Raw genomic sequence first — 16,615 nt, 5'->3', positions numbered from 1 at the left:
ACGCGACGGAGACAGGGGTGCCGACGGCATCGAACCAGGCAGCGGGCCCCTTCTTACTTCCTGCGATGCGAGTGCCGGGCTGTGGTATTCGAGAACAGGGGCATGGACCTTCCTCCGGCGCGTACGTCACATGAGTGAGAATAGGAGCGCGCCGTCATCGTGGCGTCATCAGTACGGCGCGGGGACTCTCCCACCTCTTGCCCGTCCGAACACTGGTGCCGGGAGCGGACTCGGGCTCCCCGGGCCGGCTGATCAAGGGCGTGCCAGTCGCAGTAGGGACCGCGACACGCGGGGGCCGGTGTTCTCGACACCGGCCCCCTTACGTCCGCCCGCTCCGGGTCAGGTGATCCAGAAGAGCCCGAAGCCGCCCAGCCAGCCCTCGTACGACTGCGGCATGCCGAGCGAGTCCAGCGTGAAGCCCCTGCTGCCGGTGCCGGTCGGGCGGGACGCACCGCCCCGCAGCATGAACACCGCGCCGTTGTAGTGGTTCTCGCAGGCCGCGCCGATGAACAGCTCTGGCCTGAGGTCCCCGTTCACGTCCTCGGCGGACACCGTGGTGCCGAAGCAGTCCGTGGTCTCGTTGACGCTGGGGACACCAGGGGTGTCCTGGTGGAAGGAGTAGCCGCCCGCACCGAGCGGGCCGATACGACGGCCCGGGATCACGGTGACCATGCCGGTCCGGAGGACCTCGCCGACGGCCTCGTACGGCGCTCCGACGATGATCTCGGCGGCGCCGTCGCGGTTGAGGTCGGCCACCGCCAAGCCGGCACCGAACGTGTCGCCCTTCTCGCTCGTGCCGGGCACCCCCTCGGTGTCCTGGCTGATCACCTCGGGGGCCGCGTCGGTGGCGATACCTCCCGCCGAGCCGCGCCACACCAGCACACGGCCGCCCAGCTCGCCGTCGACGCCCGGGGTCCAGGGCGTCAGCGGGTCGCCGACCACCAGGTCGCTGTAGCCGTCGCCGTTGACGTCACCGGTGGCGGCGATGAACCCGTTGCCCTTCTGCAGCACCGTCCCGGTGGGGGCGCCGGTCTGGTTCACCCGGACCGGGCTGCCGGTCAGGTCGCGCTGCCGCCAGCCGAAGTCGACCTGGTCGGGCATGCCGTCGCGGTTGAAGTCACCGAGCGCCACCGAGCCGGTCAGGGGTCCCCGCTCGCCCGGACCCTGCATGACCGAGCTGTAGGTGCCGGAACTGCTGAAGGGACCCTTGAAGAGGACGGTCCCGCCCTCTCCGCCGACCAGGACCTGGGCCCTCGCGCCCGGTCCCGCGCTGACGGCCGCCACGTCCGCGCCGTAGAGGCTGTTGTAGGGCGTCGGTTTGGGCAGCAGGGTGCCCTTGCGCAGGCCGTTCCCGCTGCCCCACATGACGGTGACGGTCGTGCCGCCCCTGGGGGCACCGATGACCAGGTCGGCGAATCCGTCGCGGTTCAGGTCGGCCGTGGCGGTGGACTGGCCGAAGCCGGACGACTCGGCGATCTGCGCCGGAACACCGGGCGAGTCCTCGGTGATGACCTGACGCCGACTGCCGGCCGACACCCCGTTGGCGGAGCCGTACAGGACGACAACGGCACCTCCACGCACGTTGTTACCGACCTTCGCGCTCGGTATCGGCAGCACCGCGTCGCGGTAGCCGTCACCGTTGAAGTCGCCCGGCACGGCTCCGTGCACGGAGGCTGCGGGGCCGGCCGGCGCCAGCGTCCCCGCGATCAGTCCGACGGCCACCAGCGCGGCCCCACTCCATCTGCGCATGTGTGCGTCCTTCCCCAACCTGCTTCTGGAAAAGGGGACATGTCACGGCTCCAGTTGGTTGTACGGCTCCGCACGCCTTCGAAGGGCGCTCAGCAGACGCCCTTCCCCCAGCCCGTGCCGATCTCCAGCGGGCCCCGAACGTCCCCGTCCCGATGCCCGAGAACTACAAGATCCTCCGCACTGCCTGCGGATCTCGCCGCCGATGACTCGCGGCGACGCATTGCCCCTTCGCTGTCGTCGGCCCGGCCCGGGGAACGGCGGCGGGGAGGCTGGTCGGTCAACTCGCAGTGGAACAGCGTCGCTTCCGTGTTGAACAGGGCGTTGGACAGGGCCTTGGCGCGGCGGATCGGGATGCGGCGGGCCCGCCTCCAGCAGCAGGCTGCGTCCCTCGTCCCAGTCGGCTCTGCCCGCAGTTGGTCCGGCCGTGTGCCGAACAGCGCGACAAAGTGGCCCAGCAGGTTGAACCGGGTCATCGCCATGGCGTCGCGCAAGCCGGGCGTGCGGGCGGTCTCCATGAACCGCAGATGCAGTTCCGGCTCCGTTTGCTGCGAGCACGATGCCCAGTCACGGACGGCGAGCCACCAGGCAATCGGCGCCCGGCTGCATCCGTCCGGTCACCGTGTTGCATCGGAGGCGATCTTCATGAGCGTCACCGAATGGTCTACGGACCACCCGGGGGCAGCAGCTCGGGCCGTCCGGCCTGGCCGAACCGGCCGGCGATCAGATCGTCCATGGGCAGGCTGGTCAGCCGGGCCCGTTCGTCGACACCAATGTCATCCCAGCGCTGGTACATCCCGTCCGGGAAGGTGATCCAACGCCAACGATCCTCAGTGTTCAGAATGTCCCCGGTCGGCACCTCGCGGAGGAAAGCACGATGGTAGGGATGGATGTTGTTGGTGAACGGCGTGGGGAGCCCGGAGAACACGAATGTACGCAGCACCTCGTAGTGCGGCGGAATGATCGACTTCTGCTCATTTTCGAGTAGATCCCGGTTGCCTTCGGCAATCAGCCCTGTGGTGATCTTGTTCCAGGCCGCTCCGTAGGAGCGGGTGGGAAACCCGGGGGCGAAGGTCGGCAGGCCGGTCGCGTAGGTCGTGTATTCATTGAACCGGTCGTGCAGATGGCCAAGCTTGATGGCCTCGCTCGGATGGTCCAGGAAGGCCTCGTGCAGCCAGGCAAGGTCGAAGAAGATGTCCCGGCCGATCCGCACCATGATGGACTGCTCGATGAAGGCGGGGTCGCTGTCCAGCCCGCCGACGACCGCGCCTCCTGCCATGCGCCCGAGACCGGCCCAGAGAAATTCCGTCGGTGCTGTCTGGGACAGGTCGCGGTAGTAGCCGTACAGGTCGACGACCCGTGCTCGGTTTGCGGCCCACCCCGCCTCCGGCAGCCACTCGGCATGCTCGCCGTCGCGGGCCTTCGCGAGTGCGCGGTTGCTGTAGAACGAGCGCCGGTCCGAGTAGTGCATCTGCAGGTCGTCGAGGCTCGGCAGGGGTTCGGTGTCGAGCCGGCCTATCGTCTTCGGGCCGACCTTGCCGTCGCTGGGCGAGATACCGCGGGACTCCTTGTATGCGCTGACGGCCCCGGCCGTTTCGTCGCCGAAGTCACCGTCTGCACCGAACATCGGCAGATCGAACTGAAGGTCCAGCAGTGCCCATTGAACGCGCCGCACTGCCAACCCCTTCTCCCCCGGCCCCATGACGTGGGAGTCAACTGCGCACGCCTCCAGCACGGGGTCGCCGGAGAATCGCGGATTGCTCAGGCCCATCGCTCTGAGGCTCCACCAAGATCGGTCCTGACGACCTTGTACCTGCCCTCCATCAGCGGCAATGGCATTCGGACTCTCCTCACGGGCGTCTTTCGTTTCATGGTTGGCGACCGCCGGGCTGTTCGCATCCACACGGGGGCCGGACGAGTGCCGAAATCATTCAGGACTCGGCTGCCGCAGCGTCCGGACTGAAACCGAAACGCCACCGGTCGACGATTCCTGTCGTCCTCTCGCGACACCGCATCCTCCCCCTCGTCACCGTGATCAACCGGCTGACGACCCCAGCATCGGAGAGCCCGGAAGCTGTGGCGGAACCGCTGATGAGGTGCGAGCCGGACCACGCGGGCCTGCCGCGGCCGCCGGTTCGGCCTTGCCGAGCGCCGGGAGCGGAGGCAGCCCTCCCCATCACATGCACCGCGAAGAGCGCCAGGTGCTCCTCGGCGACGAGCCGACAGGCACACACCCTGGTCGCCACAGCCCAGGAGCCGAACGCTGAGCTTGCCTCTCAGCTGCGCCTCGCTGCCCCACTCGCCGCCGACCATCCCGCCTCCACCACCCGCATGGCCACCCTCCGCAGGCCGCTCGAACCGCCACCAGCCGATTCATCCGGCGACACGGCGGGCGCAGAGCGCTGAGCCCCACCCTCCATCCGCTACCGAACGCAACACATGGCTGGACAGGCCGCCCGTGTTCGAGTCGGAGAGACCTCCGCGAGATCGGTGCCGACGGAACCACCGGTTCCCCAGAGCCGTGGGCATCCGTGGCCAGCCGCACCCGCGCGACGCGTGCCTGAGGCGTCGCACAGGCCCCCACCGGTGAAACGCTCCGCAACTCGCGCCAGCAGTGCGCGCCATCCGCCCCGACGACCGCCACCGCGCCCGATGATCCTGTCGCGCCTCCAGCGCCCGGACGGCAGCAAGATCCGCCACACGAACCGCACTTCCTCGCCTCCCGCACCAACTGCCGTCTCTGCAGAGGCGCCACCGCGGGCGCGGGACGCGAACAGCCGCCAACGGTGACGATGCCGCTCAGCACGTACGGACCCGGATTCGGTCCGGGCTCGCGCGGTGGTGTACGAAGTCCTGTGTGAACGAACAGTCCGATGCATCCACCGTCCGCGTGTTCATAGCGCTGGCCCCGCCCGACGACGCCAAGGAGGAGCTGGAGCGGGAGCTGCGGCCCGCCTACGACGCGTACCCGCGGATGCGGTGGAACCGCGTCGAGGACTGGCACATCACCCTGGCGTTCCTCGGCGAGCTCCCGGTGCGGGTCGTACCGCTCCTGGGGCAGCCGCTCGCGGACCTCGCGGCGCGGCGCTGCCCCGTGGCGCTGGCGCTGCGCGGCAGCGGCCACTTCGACGAGCGGGTGCTGTGGACCGGGATCGACGGGGACCTGGCCGGGCTCCACACGCTCGCCACCGAGGTCCGCGAGCTGGTCGGGGAGTGCGGGGTGGCCTTGGACGAACGCCCGTTGCGGCCGCACCTGACACTGGCCCGGGCCCGCCGCGACGATCCCTCCAGCGTGCTGGAAGTCGCCACCGGGCTCGCCGCGTTCACCGGCCGCCCCTGGCACGCCGAACGCCTTCACCTGGTCGGCAGCAACTACGGTCGCGGCCCGGGCCCGATCCGCTACCGCGACATCGACGCGTGGAGCTTCACCGGCGCACAGTGATCACGTACCCGCCGGCCGATCATGGCGCGTCGCCGCGCCCCGGCCGCCTCGCCGCGACGCGGGCGTGGAGGCCCGGGGAGCGCCGGGGACGACAAGGGAGCCGAGACCTACCCCGGCTACGGCGACACCTCGGCCGCTCGGCACACCGGGCAGGTCAGCTGGCGGGCCGCTCGGTCATGTGTCACCTTGCCCAGACTCGCGGGGCCACGCAGTACTTTGCCCTCGGTGCGCACATGGTCGGCGCACACGGCCGCTCCGCATACCCGGCACACGGCGACCGCGACCCGTTCACGACCTTGCTGAGCACATTCGTAACAGTCCACGGCAGACCCTTTCGATCACAAGACCGGGCACCTTCGCGACTCCCTCGTGGCCCCAGGCTTCCCCCCAGCCTTCGCGGACGCAACCAGGATCGCCTTCCACCCAGCGCTTCGGGTTCCCAGTCCAGCAGCCGGGCACCGATCAGCGCCGTCTGCGGGGTGTGGCGGTACACCGGGCCAAAGGGGTCGGCCGGGTCCTCACTTCACCTCCCGGGCGAAATAGGCGGCTGCCCGGCGCAGGATCTCGCACTCCAGCGGCCACTCCTTCGCGGCCTTCACAAGCCTGGCGTTCTCGGCCCGCAGCCGGGCCAGCTCCTCGGCCTGCCGTCCGGGCCGCTCCCGCCCCGGACGGCAGGCACGTCCGCACCGTTGTCCTTGAGGACCGGCGCGCCCAGCCAGGGTGCCCACTCCAAGGGATCCGCTTCAGTTCCCACCTCCGCCTCCAGGCCCCGCACCCCAGCGAGACGGCAGTGGCCCGCGCACCGTGCTCGGGACTGCGTCTGCGGCGCGGGCGACGGCCAGGTCGAGACCCTGTGCGACGGCTCGGTGAGAGGCAGCCTCGGCCAGCGGTGGTGAAGGCCACGGACGCCAATCGAAATGCCCTGGTCACAGCCCTCTACGTCCAGCTCGGCGGCCCGCAGCTACTGGGTTCGCGCGGCCGGTGTGGTCCGCCGCCTCACGCTTCCGGCCTCGTCCGACGCAGTCCGGCGTGTGGCATATGCCCGTGTCAGGAAATGCTGGTCGCCTCCCTGGAAGGGGACCTCGCGTTCGAGGCAGGTGCCGTGATCAATAAGAGTCAGGCCGGGTGCCACTCGCTACCTCACTCTCGACGGTACCGACCACGCCGGCCACAAAGGAGCAGGGCAGCATGATCCGCCACCAGCGCCTACGCTCCGTCGTCGACAGGGCCAACGCCGCCTGACACCGCATGAAGGCAGAGAAGATGACCACACAGACCGACCGTGTCGACCACGAACTGATCCGGGCAGCGGCACACGTCGCGGCCACACGTTGCCGGGGCGACAACCACACCATGGCGGCTGCGGCCCGCGCCCGAGACGGCCGGATCGTCACCGCGGTGAACGCCTATCACTTCACCGGAGGCGCCTGCGCGGAACTGGTCCTGATCGGCACCGCTGCCGCCCAGGGCGCCTATGACCTGGACACCATCGTCGCCGTGGGTGACCGCGACCGAGGCGTCGTTCCCCCATGTGGCCGCTGCCGCCAGGTCCTTCTTGACTACTTCCCAGCACTCAAGGTCATCGTCGGGACAACCGACGGCCTCCGAGCGGTGCCCGTCACCGACCTGCTTCCCGAAAGCTACATCTGGGCGGACCACCAGCTCGACGCTGATGAGAGCGCACCACTCAGCACGAGCTGACGCGCCAGGCGGTTACAGGGCAAACGATGCCTGATACGGCTGTATGCCTTCGCACGCCGCTGGCAGATCAGAGCCTGCGCGGCAACCGTTGATTCGCAGTCGGTGCGGACCGCGGCCAAGGTCACGCGTTCGACGCAAGGGTGGGATCGCGGGAGGAAGGTGGACGGGCCAAGCAACGCCGCGCGGTCGCCTCGCCCTGGAACTGGTGGTGCCGTCCCCCCACCTGCTGCGGTGGTTCTTTCACGGCCATTACGTCTTTTTATATAGTTATGCGCTTTCTGTCTTGACCTGTGTCGAGGAGGCGACAAGCGTGAATCGGTGACAGGCGACAGTCGGAGAAACTCTGCCGCAGCAGCCGTGAGAAGGAGAGGCTGAGCGAAATGTCGAGCAGGTTCAGGATGAATAGGCTGGTCACCGCCATCGGCGCCGGTGTCGCGGCCTGTGCGCTGAGCGTCGGCGGGGCAAGTATCGCCGACGCCAAGATTCAGCCGGTGGACACCGAGTGCACCAACAATGGCGGCCAGCAGCCAGGCGGCCAGCAGCCCACTTGCACGGGCGGCGGTCTCACCCAGGACACCGAGAACCAGAATCCCGCAGGTCACGCCCCACGCGGGCAGAACTGACGCGACAAACACCAGGGCCGGCGTCGGCGCCGTCGGCCCCTCCGCGTGCCGGTCCAGGCGGCCGGGCGCGGGTGCGTCACGGAGTGGCGCAGAAGCTCTGGCCGGACGACCGTGGAGCGTGGGGTACCGCAAGGGAGGTAGCCATGACTGTCCGTACCTATGTGTCGACGACTGTCCTGAACGACCGCCTCGACGAGGTTCTGCACGCTCTGGAGGACTTGGACCCGGATGCGATCGTGGCATCCGCCAACCGCTCGGATAATCCCGACGTCCCCGCCGGGGTATCGGTGTCGCTGGCCGGTGACGTCCGGGAAGCGGTAGTGGAACAGCTCAAGGTGTTTCCCGACCTGGACTGCGATATTGACGTTCGGGACGCCGAAGATCTGTGACTCCCGCCCGGTCGCCCAGAACCAGCGGGTACCTGCACGGGTCGCAGCCCGTTCCCCGCACCGGTGCGCTGGGCGGTGGGTGCTGGCCGGGCCCCGGGGCGCCGGGGTCTGTAGGCGCCCTCGTCACGTTGGCGGGCATCCTGCCCGCTTGCCTCACTCGCGAGCTTGACGAACAGAACGGTGCCGAACGCCTGCAGCAGGCTGACAGCTGAATCTGGACATGCAGAGTCTCGAGCGAACGCTTCGAGGCCGAGCTGCGGGCCATCGCCGGCCAGGACGCCAGGTTCGGCGTCCGGCTGTGGCTGCTCACCCAGAAGCCCTCCGCCGGCGTGCTCACCACCGCCGTGCGCACCAATCTGCCCGCCCGGATCCGCCACCGCGGCGACACCTTCGAGGACGGAAGAACGCAGGGAAGTGCCGGGCCTGGCAGACTGTGCGCCACCTTGGGGGGGAGATCGTCATGCCGGATGAGTTGACCGTCCGCCGGATCCTTGGGGACCAGCCGTTCGCCGAGATCGGCCGGCCCGTGTGGGCGGTGACCGACGCGCGTCACAGCTGCGTCATCGCGGCCGGTGACCTCGGGCACGTCATGTGGCGCGGTACGGGCCACTGGCTCGGCCACCGGATCGGCGTGTACGAGGCCGGCACCCACCGTCCGCGCCACGTCGTCGCCTCCCGCTACCCCGTATGTGCCATCGAGCCCCACCCCGAGCTGCCGCTCGTCGCCATCGGTACCGGCCACTACGACGGCTCGTGGGACTTCCAGGGACAGCTGCTCCTGCTTCACCTGGAGACAGGGCGCGTGACGAACCTGCTGAGCAAGAGCCGCCAAGTGCGCCACCTGCGCTGGCTGGAGGACGGCAGACTCGCGATGCTGCTCTCCCCCGAGGACAAGGACGGCGGCTTCCGCAAGGGCTTCGAGCTGGCCGTCGCGGTGGACGACTGGCTGTCTGCTCCGGCCGCTCTGGTCGACCCCGACGACACACGCCATCCGGTTGCCGAGAGCGGGCTCCTTTATGACCCCCGTGTCGAGGGCACCCTCGCGCGGCTGACGGACGGCCGGTGGCGGCGCCGGGCACAGGTGCGGGACCTGGCGGTGCTGGCCGACGGCCGGGTGCTCGCCACCGGGCGGCACACGGATCTCGAATGCTGGGATCCGTCGGGCGCGCTGAGGTGGACACTTCCCACAGACGGGGAGGGGAGCGTCCGGGTCGAGGCGTCTCCCGACGACGAGTCGGCGTGGGTGACGTACCGGGGCTACCGGCGCGACGAGGTGACGGGTCGACAGGTTGACCGTGCGGTCACCGTTCGGCGGATATCGACGGCGGACGGCGGTGCGGTGGACCGCGTGGACCTGCCGTCGGCCCCCGAACCGTACGCCGCGGACGAAGGCTGGCTCGCCTTGCGCCCGCGAGGGCGCGACGCACACGCCGCGCTGCTGCTCACCCCCAGGCACCAGGAGGCGGCACGCCTCGCCCTCGCCCCCAGCAACTCCAACTCCCCGGCGCTGCGCGTCAGACACAGCGCCCGTCTGCTGTACGTGGACGGTCCCGGCCCGGACGACGACGCGCCGTGGATCCACGCGATCGATCCTCCAGGCGCCCACGGCCCCGCCACCCTGCGCGCCCTCTTCCCCTTGCGCTGGGACCCGGCGTCCGCACTCCAGCCTTGGTACGGCCCCGCCGTCGATCTGAAGCACACCCTCGTCCACGCGGGCCGGTCGTACGAGCGGGGCGCCACCTACGCGGAAGCCCGCGAGGGCACGTACGTCGTAAGCCGCCGGCTGCCGGACGGAGAGGCGCGCTGGGTGTACGGCACCGACAAGCCGCTCGCCGATCTCGACGGCGACGAGCGGAGGCTGTACGTCGTGTATCTCACCGGTGAGGTGGAGACCCTGGACACGGCGACGGGCGAGCTGCGAGCCCGGCACACCCTGCGCGCGCACGGCCACCCGGTCACGCCGGTGTCCGCCGCGTACCGGGCGGAGCAACAGCGGCTGGTCGTGGGGACGGTGGACGGGCGGATCCTGGACTGCTCGGTCCGGGATTGACCGGGCCGCTTGTGCTCTGACCGCATAGGTTCGCCGGGTCGATGGTCGTGGCGGTTGGATGTGTGCTGACGCCCCATCCGACTGCTTGAGGCCGGCGGCCGAGCCTGTCCGTGTGCGCAGACTGACCGCCGGGAGGGGGAAGCCGCAACGGATTCGCGCGCCGGGGCAGCACCAGCTCGGTGCGCTACCGGCGCGCGATGATGCAACCGTCACCACACTGAACGCGGTGCCCGGCCCCAGCGAGAGCCCCCTGCCTCTTCCCCGCCGCCTACGCGATGTCGCCCATCGCGCCTACCGCCCCTCCGAAGCGGACCGGGGTCGTGCGTAGGGGTTCGGAGGCCCCTGGTAGGTGGTCAACGCCTGAAGCAGTGGCGAGGCATCGTCGCCCGCTACGAGAAGACAGCGACCCTCTACCGGCTCTGGACTCCACATCGCCGGCATCTTCCTGTGGTCAGCGCACTGATCCAAACGAAAGCCCCTAACGGTCGACGGCCCGCATCCCCGCCTCGTCGTACCGCTCGCCGGCCGCCTCCGGCAGCTCCGATGCGATGCGGCTCATGTCCTGCGCGGTCAGCTCGATGTCGACCGCGGCGGCATTCTGCTCCAGGTAAGTGCGGCGCTTCGTTCCCGGGATCGGTACCAGGTTCTCGCCCCCGGCCAGTACCCAGGCAATGGCCAGCTGGGCGGGGGTCACGTGCTTCTCGGCGGCGATCTCCTTGACCTTCGCCGCCAGCCGCAGGTTCGCCTCCAGATTGGCGTCCTGGAAGCGCGGGTTCTCGCGGCGCCAGTCGTTCGCGTCCAACTCGTCCGGAGAGCTGAACCGGCCGGCGAGAAAGCCGCGACCGAGCGGCGAGTACGGCACGAACCCGATGCCGAGCTCCCGGCAGGCGGGCAGCACCTCGGCCTCCACGTCCCTCGACCACAGCGAGTACTCGCTCTGCACCGCGGTGATCGGGTGCACAGCGTGGGCACGCCGAATGGTCTCCGCGCTTGCCTCACTCAGCCCGATGTACCGCACCTTGCCTTCGGCCACCAGCTCCCCCAGCGCGCCCACCGTCTCCTCGATGGGCACGTCCGGGTCGACCCGGTGCTGGTAGTACAGGTCGATGCGGTCGGTGCCCAGACGCGTCAGGGAACCGTGGACCGAGCTCCGCACGTGCTCTGCCGAGCCGTCCTGCGGACCGACCGTGCTCATGTCGCCTGCTACGGCACTGTCCATCCGATAGTTGAACTTCGTAGCGATCACATACTCGTCGCGGTGCCCCCGGATCGCCTCGCCGACGAGCGACTCGTTGGTGAGCGGCCCGTATACCTGTGCGGTATCGAGGAAGTTGATGCCGAGGTCGAGGGTGCGCCGGATGGTCGCGATTCCCTCCTGCCGGTCGGCGGATCCGTAGAAGGCGGAGATGCCCATGCATCCGAGGCCGATCGCCGATACCTCAAGGTCCCGCAGACTGCGCTTCTGCATGCCGTGTCCCAGCCTCTCCCTCACACTCGTACTTCGGCCGAACGGCACGAAGCCTCTCCTCCATCTGGCGACGGATTCCGCCACCCCGCATCCCGTGGTGCCCGCCAGGGCAGCGGACCCCGCGTGGTGTCCACGACGCTACGACCTGGAGCGCGCTCCAAGGCAAGTCGGCACCTGTGTGTGATCGGAGTCGGGCCTGCATGGCTCCGTCGTTACGCGACCGGGCACTGCGGTGTCCACAAGGCGGGGGCAGACCGCAGGACGGACGCTGTTCCGCGAGGAGTTGGGGCTCCGGGCCGAGCGGTTCACTCAGGCGAAGCGAGCTCGTTGATGGACAAAGACCTTCGGGTCAGCGTCGGGCAGTGCGCTGGTGGGTCAGCTCGCCGACGCCTACCGAAGTCCAGCCAACCCGGATCCGGCGGAGGTGGGATCGCTGGCGGTGCCACTCGACGCCGAGCACGCTGCGGCCTGGCCCGATCCGATCCGCCGCACCACCCAGCCACGGAAGGTCGCAACCGGGTGCGACCACCACCGGCTCTCGGCAGAGGAACACCACTGGATCTTCGACGAGATGGCGCTCCGGTGCCGGGGGCTGCTCACGCCGCAGGACAGACCCGTCGCGGAACTCTCGGTTACCGCGACTGGATCCAGAAGCCCCCGTAGGCCACGAGCGCACCGCCGACGGCGGTGGCGGCACCACGAATCAGGTGGAGGCCGGCTTCGTTGCGTACTCGCCGTGCCCGCGCGGCCCATCGCCCTTCGGAGGGTGGGTGGGGCCGTTCGGGGGCGGGGTCGTTGCCCGTACGCTCACTCTCGGACATGAGCTTCTCCCTTACCTGGGTGAGGATGCGGTCACGGGCAGGGAAAGACCGTCGGCTGAGCCGGCCAGAGCATGCGGCTGAAGGGACCTCCCTGCGCAATTCCAAGGCTAGACAGCACAGTTGGGCTCACAGCGCCCCGGACGGCCCCCGCCGGTGGCGAAGGCGGTGTAATTTCCAACGGTGGAGCTCTGGAACAAGATCACGCAAATCACGGAGCCCGGCACGATCGATGAACTCATCGCCGATGCCGGGGACGTCGGCCACAAGGTAACGGCCCGCCTCGTGCACGACTGGGTCGCCCAAGGGCTGCTGGACAAGCCGACACGCAGACCGAAGGGACGGCGCGGTTCGGCCAAGGCTCTCCACGCGGCCACCCAGCGCCAGCTGTTCCTATTGCTCCTCGACAAGCGCCAACAGATGCCCAGGATTCCCCGCTTGGCTCTGATTCCGCTGAACCTGTGGTTCTACTGCGGTGACGAGGTCGTTCCCACCCGTCAGGCTTTGAAGGCACTCCGTACGTGGCTGAGAGACGGGGTCCGCAGCAAGGACGTGGCGAGGGAAGGAGCCCGCCAGATGCTGCAACAGCTGGACCATCCGCTCGCGACGGACACCGCCCGCAACCGCCTCTTGCGTCTACTCACGGATCTGAGCTACACCGGTCGCTTCGACCGAGACGAACTCACCGAGGCGGCCCGGGCGGTGTTCGAACCCCCGAGCGCTTTCGCCGGTTCCGGCCTGAGACGTGCCGTGGGCCACGCGCAGGCACCGGAGACCCTGGAGTACTTCCTGACCCACATTCACGCCATGTGCACGGCGATCCGCCGAGTCAGAGACGGAGACGTCGATGTCGCGCTCTTCGCGCGCGTCCGGCTGGTGCACGAGGCAGTTGCAGGGGCGTCTCCGGAGTTGCTCGCCGAAGCCTTCGGCGACACGACAGGAGTCGACCTGGTCAACGGCTGCGGGCGGAACGTGCTGGCCATCCTCGGGCTTGAGATTCTGCTCGCCGAGGGATACTGGGAGAACGCACCCTACAAGCCGGCACGCGTCGCCGCCGGGTTCGGTCACCTCCGTGGGAGTGGCGCACCGACGGCGACCCGGTGATCCCGGTGATCTCGGTGATCTCGGTGATCTCGGAGCGAAGAACCGGCGCGGATCCTGACGCGGCCGGCCCGGCGAGTACGGCACCTGCGACAGGTGCTCCGGCGCCATGCGTACAGTCGGGTTCGCCTTGGCCCCGGACTCGTCGGCGGGGCATCTCGCCGACAGGGTCGGCCGGTTGATCCCGGTGCCCATCGGTCGGTGGACACCGGGTTTACCCGGGAGGTCCGGGATGGCCCGGTCAGGAAGGCTCGACTCGGATCGGCTGAGTAGGGCGTTGGCCCGTTCAGCGGCCGAGGCCAGGTGTCGGTCGTCGGGGTGATGGCGGCCGCCGCGGGTGGTCTCGATTGCGGCGTGTCCGAGTACGTCCTGAGCTCATCCAGCGGTACGCCTGCGTCAGCCAGCCAAGTGGCGCCGGTGTGCCGAAGCCCGTGCCTACGATGAGTCCGCGCTCGTTGCAGCTTTGGCGGTGAGTCGAGCCCGCCAGTAGCTCGCGGCGTCCTGACCTGCCTGCATCGCGGTGAACTCATCAGTCCGCTTCGCGAGCGCGGCAGCGGGCACCGTGCCCTCGACGTAGGACTCGAGACCCAGGCTGAGTGCGCTGCCGCTCAGGAACTCGGCGTACTCGCGCACGGATTCAACGATCGCGAAGCTCGCGGGGTTGCCGTGCGCCAAGGCATTCCGGACACGACGACGTCTGGCCTCCAACACGGCGCCTTCGGCGGCGTAGCACTCAATCAGGGCGCGGTACTCGGCGAAGTCACTCACACTTGCGAACATCCGCCTGACCCAGGCGCGCTCGGACTCGACGCGGCAGAGCGAGAGCAGATCGTCAGAGCGGTCAGCGACGAACAGAATCCACGGGCGCGACGGGTTGTTCGCCAACCACTCGCGGGTCAGCTCGCGGAGCAGTTCGTTCCGTCCTCCACCGCCGAGCAGGCACATATGAACGGCAAGCCGCACATCGATAAGCCACCGAGCATGTGGCCAGCGCCCGCCGAGGAGATCGAACAAGCCGTTCGGGACGAGCGCTGCGTGCGCCGCGACGTGTTGCACCACGCGGTCCGCGAGGGGGATCACGCTACTGATGTCCGCTTCGGAAGGTCTGCGCAGCGCCATGTCGCGGCTGAAAGGGTAGTCGGCGGTCGTCTGCACTTCGAGTGCGGCCGCAAGAAATCGGGGAAGCTCTTCGCGGGCCAGCGCCAAGGCAATGCGCGGCCCATACTCCTCGATCGCTTCCGCGGTGATGCTCGCGCCGTAGTGATCGTCGGGGAAGCCCGTCTCGCGCCGGGAGACCATGAAGTTGAATGAGTCGGTCCGACCGGAGCGCAGGAGCCCGTGCTGGGCGAGGTGCGGGCGGATCCCGCCGGAGTTGTGGATCGAGACGTCGAGGATCGTGTTCACCATGCGAACGGCACGGTTCAACGCACCGGCTGCCGTGGTTCTGCCGAGGTCGACGCGAACCAGGAAGTCCACGTCGGACTCCTCGTCGACCAGCTCTGCGACCTTGAAGAGGTCGCCGCCCTGCATGAGTTCCCAGAGCTCTGCCTTGTGCTCGAAGTCCTGGCCCTCGGGCCCGGCGTTGGGTACCGCCCAGTGGGCGTTCATGAAGGACACTCGCCCAGCTGACAGGTGTGGGAAACCGCGGCCCTGGTAGCCGAGCCACACCACGATCGGCTCGACTTCAGCGGGAGTGCTGACGTGGGCTCGGGCGCGCGCGATCCGCTGCTCCAGCGGTACGTTCGTCCGATCGATGCGAACACCGTCGGGCTCACGGCCGAATGCGACCACCGACACGAGGTCGCGGAAGGTCCGCTCCGCGCTGAGGCCGCGCCTGCGCAACTGGTCGAAGAGCAGTTCAGCGATCGGGCGGTACTCCCGGCCTTCCAGGGTCCGGTCCTGAGCTGTGGCCACGAGGTCATCCCAGCCGGCGCGGGCGGCTTCGTCCGCGTCGAGCGCTTCGAGGAGATCCTTCGCGGCCGTGATGAGGTCGGTCCAGATGGCGTCGGTGCGGGTGCCCGGTGGCCGCGCCAAGACCGCAGCGGGGCTACCGTCGAGCTGCGAGAAGGCGGCTTGGAACTGTGCGAGTGATGGGGCGATGTGCGCTCGAAGCGAGGCACCGAGCGCGCCGATGGACTCGTCGAGGTCGAGCCGCAGCGACTTTCGGTTGGCGGCCTTCTTCCAGGCGTCGACGCCGCTGGCAAGCTCCAGCCACTCCAGGACCTCCTCCACGATCACGGTGAGCGGCAGAACGGTACTCACGCCGTCGTGGCGGTCGAGTGACGAGACGAGGGACTTCAGCCAGTCTGGATCGTCAGCGGACCAATGATCACTGACGTTGTAGTCGATCATCACCTCGGGCCCGCCTTTCGTGCGGCCCTGGCGGCGGGCTGGAAGGGCTGTGTCATCATATCCCTCTCAGAATACGGGGCATGCTCGGCCGCGGACGAAGGGCTACGACGTCGCCCGTTCGCAGCGAACCCCACTGGCGCCCTGGTCACACCTACAGGATCCCGCACAGTGCCTCCCGGTCATGTACCCGCAGCGGCAGGGACAAGCCCAGCCGTTCGGCTGCGCCCAGCGAGCCGCGCAGGATGCCGGAGAGGACCCGTACGTCGTCCTGTGCGTCGTGGGCCCGCTCCTGCTGGACGCCGTAGTGCTCGGCGAGAGTGCCCAGTTTGAGGTCGTGGATGGCCGGCGCGATCAGGCGGTTGAGGGCCAGTGTGCACAGCCGTCTGCTGACCGGCACCCAGGAGCGGACGTGGGCGAACTCGTGGGCCGAGAAGTCGTAGTCGAACTGCGCGTTGTGCGCGACCAGGACCCGGCTGCTGAGCAGTGCCCCCACCTGCGGCGCGATCTCCTCGAAGGTGGGCGCACCGGCGAGACGGGCGGGGGGTGAGACCGTGGATCTGCACCGGGCCGGGGTCGCAGCCCGGGTTGAGGAGGGTGGAGAACTCCCCTGTCTGGTTACCGTGTGCGTCCAGCGTGAGGATCGCAAGGGACAGGACGCGATCGCGGCCGGGTCGCAGGCCGGAGGTTTTCCACATCGACCAGCGCCCAGTCATGGAAGTAGTCGGGAAGGGTAGGCCACTTCGGGCTCGACGACAGCAGGGCCATACCTGGATCCCCTCCCCCGGGTGCGGCCGGCTGCACACCCTCTCCAACGCGATGATCGACTGTGGGATTTCCGCACGCAACGCGCGTCGGTTCCGGTCGACGTCACCAACAAACGCCGACACCCTCTACCAGCGCTGGACCTACGACCCGTACGGCACCG

Annotated in this window: 12 protein-coding genes and 2 pseudogenes; 6 read left to right on the top strand and 8 right to left on the bottom strand. The window is 69.0% G+C overall.

Annotated elements, in window-relative coordinates; genetic code table 11:
- Positions 1–339: 339 nt before the first annotated feature.
- The 3 genes from ABZZ79_RS34035 to ABZZ79_RS34025 form a co-directional block, all read right to left on the bottom strand.
- Positions 340–1,749 carry a VCBS repeat-containing protein gene (locus ABZZ79_RS34035; protein ID WP_356695509.1) on the bottom strand — a complete coding sequence of 470 codons (1,410 nt, stop codon included), beginning with the start codon at positions 1,747–1,749 and terminating at the stop codon, positions 340–342.
- 89 nt (positions 1,750–1,838) lie between these two features.
- Complete coding sequence (locus ABZZ79_RS34030) at positions 1,839–2,264, bottom strand: hypothetical protein (protein ID WP_356695507.1); 426 nt, start codon at positions 2,262–2,264, stop codon at positions 1,839–1,841.
- 146 nt (positions 2,265–2,410) lie between these two features.
- Positions 2,411–3,517, bottom strand: coding sequence for a peptidoglycan-binding protein (locus ABZZ79_RS34025; RefSeq protein ID WP_356695505.1), 1,107 nt, complete (start codon positions 3,515–3,517; stop codon positions 2,411–2,413).
- A gap of 1,086 nt (positions 3,518–4,603) precedes the next feature.
- Here ABZZ79_RS34025 and thpR point away from each other — a divergent pair.
- A complete protein-coding gene (thpR, locus tag ABZZ79_RS34020) occupies positions 4,604–5,188 on the top strand; it encodes an RNA 2',3'-cyclic phosphodiesterase (RefSeq protein WP_356695503.1) in 585 nt (194 codons plus the stop codon).
- Positions 5,189–5,304: 116 nt separating this feature from the next.
- Here thpR and ABZZ79_RS34015 read toward each other — a convergent pair whose 3' ends face one another.
- Positions 5,305–5,511, bottom strand: a complete 207-nt coding sequence (locus tag ABZZ79_RS34015) for a DUF2180 family protein (protein ID WP_356695501.1) — start codon at positions 5,509–5,511, stop codon at positions 5,305–5,307.
- 187 nt (positions 5,512–5,698) lie between these two features.
- A pseudogene (locus ABZZ79_RS34010) lies at positions 5,699–5,838 on the bottom strand (IS3 family transposase); the annotation flags it as partial.
- Positions 5,839–6,451: 613 nt separating this feature from the next.
- Here ABZZ79_RS34010 and ABZZ79_RS34005 point away from each other — a divergent pair.
- From ABZZ79_RS34005 to ABZZ79_RS33990, 4 genes are all read left to right on the top strand, one after another.
- Positions 6,452–6,889: a cytidine deaminase gene (locus ABZZ79_RS34005; RefSeq protein WP_356695499.1), complete on the top strand. Its 438-nt coding sequence runs from the start codon at positions 6,452–6,454 to the stop codon at positions 6,887–6,889.
- A 398-nt stretch (positions 6,890–7,287) separates the two neighbouring features.
- Positions 7,288–7,512, top strand: coding sequence for a hypothetical protein (locus tag ABZZ79_RS34000; protein WP_356695497.1), 225 nt, complete (start codon positions 7,288–7,290; stop codon positions 7,510–7,512).
- Positions 7,513–7,655: 143 nt separating this feature from the next.
- Complete coding sequence (locus ABZZ79_RS33995; RefSeq protein ID WP_356695495.1) at positions 7,656–7,901, top strand: hypothetical protein; 246 nt, start codon at positions 7,656–7,658, stop codon at positions 7,899–7,901.
- A 460-nt stretch (positions 7,902–8,361) separates the two neighbouring features.
- The gene (locus ABZZ79_RS33990; RefSeq protein ID WP_356695493.1) at positions 8,362–9,951 is read left to right on the top strand and encodes a hypothetical protein; all 1,590 of its coding nucleotides are present in this window, start codon (positions 8,362–8,364) and stop codon (positions 9,949–9,951) included.
- A 478-nt stretch (positions 9,952–10,429) separates the two neighbouring features.
- Here ABZZ79_RS33990 and ABZZ79_RS33985 read toward each other — a convergent pair whose 3' ends face one another.
- Entirely contained in the window at positions 10,430–11,419 is a 990-nt protein-coding gene (locus tag ABZZ79_RS33985) for an aldo/keto reductase (protein WP_356695491.1), read from the bottom strand.
- 1,001 nt (positions 11,420–12,420) lie between these two features.
- On the opposite strand from ABZZ79_RS33985, the gene ABZZ79_RS33980 reads away from it, so the two are divergent.
- The gene (locus tag ABZZ79_RS33980; RefSeq protein ID WP_356695489.1) at positions 12,421–13,341 is read left to right on the top strand and encodes a hypothetical protein; all 921 of its coding nucleotides are present in this window, start codon (positions 12,421–12,423) and stop codon (positions 13,339–13,341) included.
- 432 nt (positions 13,342–13,773) lie between these two features.
- Here ABZZ79_RS33980 and ABZZ79_RS33975 read toward each other — a convergent pair whose 3' ends face one another.
- A complete protein-coding gene (locus ABZZ79_RS33975; protein WP_356695487.1) occupies positions 13,774–15,690 on the bottom strand; it encodes a hypothetical protein in 1,917 nt (638 codons plus the stop codon).
- Positions 15,691–15,880: 190 nt separating this feature from the next.
- Positions 15,881–16,455 (bottom strand): annotated as a pseudogene (locus tag ABZZ79_RS33970) (exonuclease domain-containing protein); the annotation flags it as partial.
- Positions 16,456–16,615: the final 160 nt, after the last annotated feature.

Source organism: Streptomyces sp. NPDC006458, from assembly GCF_040612135.1.
GTDB lineage: Bacteria > Actinomycetota > Actinomycetes > Streptomycetales > Streptomycetaceae > Streptomyces.
This window is presented reverse-complemented; position numbering and strand designations above follow the sequence as displayed.

What these genes read in the sequence shown, in the direction of transcription:
- ABZZ79_RS33985 (WP_356695491.1), bottom strand. Translation starts at nt 11,419, where the DNA reads ATGCAGAAGCGCAGTCTGCGGGACCTTGAGGTATCGGCGATCGGCCTC.
- ABZZ79_RS34035 (WP_356695509.1), bottom strand. Translation starts at nt 1,749, where the DNA reads ATGCGCAGATGGAGTGGGGCCGCGCTGGTGGCCGTCGGACTGATCGCG.
- ABZZ79_RS33990 (WP_356695493.1), top strand. Translation starts at nt 8,362, where the DNA reads ATGCCGGATGAGTTGACCGTCCGCCGGATCCTTGGGGACCAGCCGTTC.
- ABZZ79_RS33975 (WP_356695487.1), bottom strand. Translation starts at nt 15,690, where the DNA reads ATGATCGACTACAACGTCAGTGATCATTGGTCCGCTGACGATCCAGAC.
- ABZZ79_RS34030 (WP_356695507.1), bottom strand. Translation starts at nt 2,264, where the DNA reads ATGGAGACCGCCCGCACGCCCGGCTTGCGCGACGCCATGGCGATGACC.
- ABZZ79_RS34025 (WP_356695505.1), bottom strand. Translation starts at nt 3,517, where the DNA reads ATGGGCCTGAGCAATCCGCGATTCTCCGGCGACCCCGTGCTGGAGGCG.
- ABZZ79_RS34005 (WP_356695499.1), top strand. Translation starts at nt 6,452, where the DNA reads ATGACCACACAGACCGACCGTGTCGACCACGAACTGATCCGGGCAGCG.
- ABZZ79_RS34000 (WP_356695497.1), top strand. Translation starts at nt 7,288, where the DNA reads ATGAATAGGCTGGTCACCGCCATCGGCGCCGGTGTCGCGGCCTGTGCG.
- ABZZ79_RS33995 (WP_356695495.1), top strand. Translation starts at nt 7,656, where the DNA reads ATGACTGTCCGTACCTATGTGTCGACGACTGTCCTGAACGACCGCCTC.